Here is a 2,286-nt window from a genome sequence, read left to right as displayed (position 1 = left end):
ATATATAAAAATGGAAGTAGAAGGCAAAATCATATTAGCCCTCCCGGAGCAGTCGGGCGTTTCGCGTGCCGGCAATAACTGGAAAAAGCGTGAGTATGTGCTTGAAACGCACGAAACATATCCCAAGAAAGTGTTTTTCGTACTGTTTGGCGACCGTGCCGATCAGTATCCTCTTAATATCGGCGACGAAATCCGTCTGAGTTTTGATATCAATAGCCGAGAATACAACGGCCGTTGGTTTACCTCTATTGACGGATGGAAGGTTGAGCCTGTTGCCGCTCCTGTAGCTCCAGGTATGCCGGCTCCGGCAGCTCCTGTATATGGCGCACCGGCAGCACCCGTAGCTCCAATGCCCGATCTTAGCCCGGAACCCAACGACGACCTCCCCTTCTAAAAGCAGCAGGTAACGTCATAAAAAACAACGGAGAGCGTAGAGGTATTCATCCTCATGCTCTCCGTTTTATTTTTGTGTGAAATAATGTAGGCTGCGCCGGTATATTACGCTGGTAAAAATGAATACCCGACAATAAAATACCCGCAGAGTGCACTTGTTGCTGTGCGTTTCTGCGGGCTATATCTCATTGGTCCGGATTATTATGCCTCTTTGCTGCTTGCGTCATTGTTGCCGTTGCCCTTGGATGGACGGCGGCGATGCTTATAGCGACGGTTGCGGACTTTTTTCTGTACGTCAGGTCCATTGTTATCGACCGCATTTGCCTGGCCAGATACGGCTGTTTGCTCTTTGGATATTTCGCCGGTTGTGTCGGGCGTCGGTGTATTGTTTCTGTCGCCTTTGACTTTTGGTCTGCGGTTATGTGGCGTATTGCGTTTATTCTGGCGGCGGTCTCCGCTGTTGCGGTCGCTTCGTCCGGTGTCGGCTCCGGTAGTGAGGTCTTCAAGAGGAATCTTGATTTTGAGGGTAGACTCTACTCGGGAGAATGCCCGCCTGTCGCGGGGTGAAACGATTGTTACCGCCATTCCCTCGGCGTTGGCGCGGCCTGTACGACCTATGCGGTGCACATAGTCCTCTGGTTCGCGCGGTACATCGTAGTTGACAACCATGGATATGTCGTCAATGTCGATTCCGCGGGCCAGAAGGTCAGTGGCCACCAGCACATCCAGGCGTTCGGCTCTGAAATCATGGATAGTGTCGTCGCGCTCTTTTTGTCCGAGGTCGGAGTGAATCTCTGCGGCTTTTATGCCTGATCTGCGCAGAGAGCGGGCCAAGTCGCGTACGCCGAGTTTGGATGATGCGAATACTATTACTTTTGAGCCATGGCGCTCTTTGAGCAGGCGCCGGAGTATGCTCTCTTTTTGGTTGTCGCCACACATTACAGCCGACTGTACTATTTTCTCTACGGGTCGGGAGGGGGCGATTTTTACTTCCGCAGGATTGCGCAGTATATCTTTGGCGAGCTTTCGAATACGTGGCGGCATTGTGGCCGAAAACAGAAGAGTCTGTCGCTCTGATGGCAGTTGGGTGGCTATGCGCATGATATCGTCATAGAATCCCATGTCGAGCATCCTGTCGGCTTCATCAAGTATGAAGTATTTTACCTGGCTCAGGTCGATTCCTCCCATCTGCAACAAGGCCTGGAGGCGTCCCGGAGTGGCTATTACCACATCGGTGCCTTCTTTCATTGCCCGTTGCTGGCGAGCGAATGTGGCTCCGTCGGTGCCGCCATAGATTGCGAGCGATGATATGGGCAGATAGTATGAAAATCCATCCATCTGTTGCTCGATTTGCTGGGCAAGTTCTCTGGTCGGAGCCATGACGATACAGTTTACTCCTGTGGCCGGTGCCGGGAGGTCGGCGAGAAGGTCGATGACCGGCAGCAGGTAAGCCGCTGTCTTGCCGGTGCCGGTCTGTGCTATGGCTATAAGGTCGTGTCCTTGCAGTACAAGCGGGATAGCCTGTTCCTGTATTGGGGTGCACTCGTCGAAGTGCATCGCATAAATTGCGTCGAGTATATCGTCGCTTAAATCTAAATCTTCAAAATGCATGTGCAAAGTTACAAAGTATGCCTCGATTATACAATGAATCGTTTGGTAAAACCGGTGTTGTATTTATGTATGCAATTATCAAGGTCTCTCAAAACCTGTATCATATGAATTTAAACAGTTTCTAATATAGATTAGAATTTCTTTGCCTTTTTTGTTTCAACCCAACAGCCGTCAAAGTCGTTTCTCTATCGGAAAGTGAATATTATGAGCTTGTTTAATAATAAATGTTGCCGCCAGGGTCGTATAGCTTGAGACGATTTTCGACATGTGACGAAGGAGTGT

At 50.1% G+C, this 2,286-nt stretch carries 2 protein-coding genes; one reads left to right on the top strand and one right to left on the bottom strand.

Features of this window, described 5'->3' with window-relative positions; genetic code table 11:
• Positions 1-10: 10 nt before the first annotated feature.
• Entirely contained in the window at positions 11-394 is a 384-nt protein-coding gene (locus K2I50_RS02010; protein ID WP_367279080.1) for a DUF3127 domain-containing protein, read from the top strand.
• 200 nt (positions 395-594) lie between these two features.
• On the opposite strand, the gene K2I50_RS02005 is transcribed toward K2I50_RS02010, so the two are convergent.
• Positions 595-2,004, bottom strand: a complete 1,410-nt coding sequence (locus tag K2I50_RS02005; protein WP_301024580.1) for a DEAD/DEAH box helicase — start codon at positions 2,002-2,004, stop codon at positions 595-597.
• Between the last annotated feature and the right edge of the window lie 282 nt (positions 2,005-2,286).

Origin of the sequence: Muribaculum sp., from assembly GCF_029051885.1 — a bacterium.
Lineage (GTDB): Bacteria > Bacteroidota > Bacteroidia > Bacteroidales > Muribaculaceae > Muribaculum.
Note: the sequence above shows the minus strand (reverse complement) of the source record. Positions and strands in the feature narration are given on the sequence as shown.

Excerpts from the sequence above, each read along its gene's own strand:
- K2I50_RS02010 (WP_367279080.1), top strand. The coding sequence starts at position 11 with ATGGAAGTAGAAGGCAAAATCATATTAGCCCTCCCGGAGCAGTCGGGC.
- K2I50_RS02005 (WP_301024580.1), bottom strand. The coding sequence starts at position 2,004 with ATGCATTTTGAAGATTTAGATTTAAGCGACGATATACTCGACGCAATT.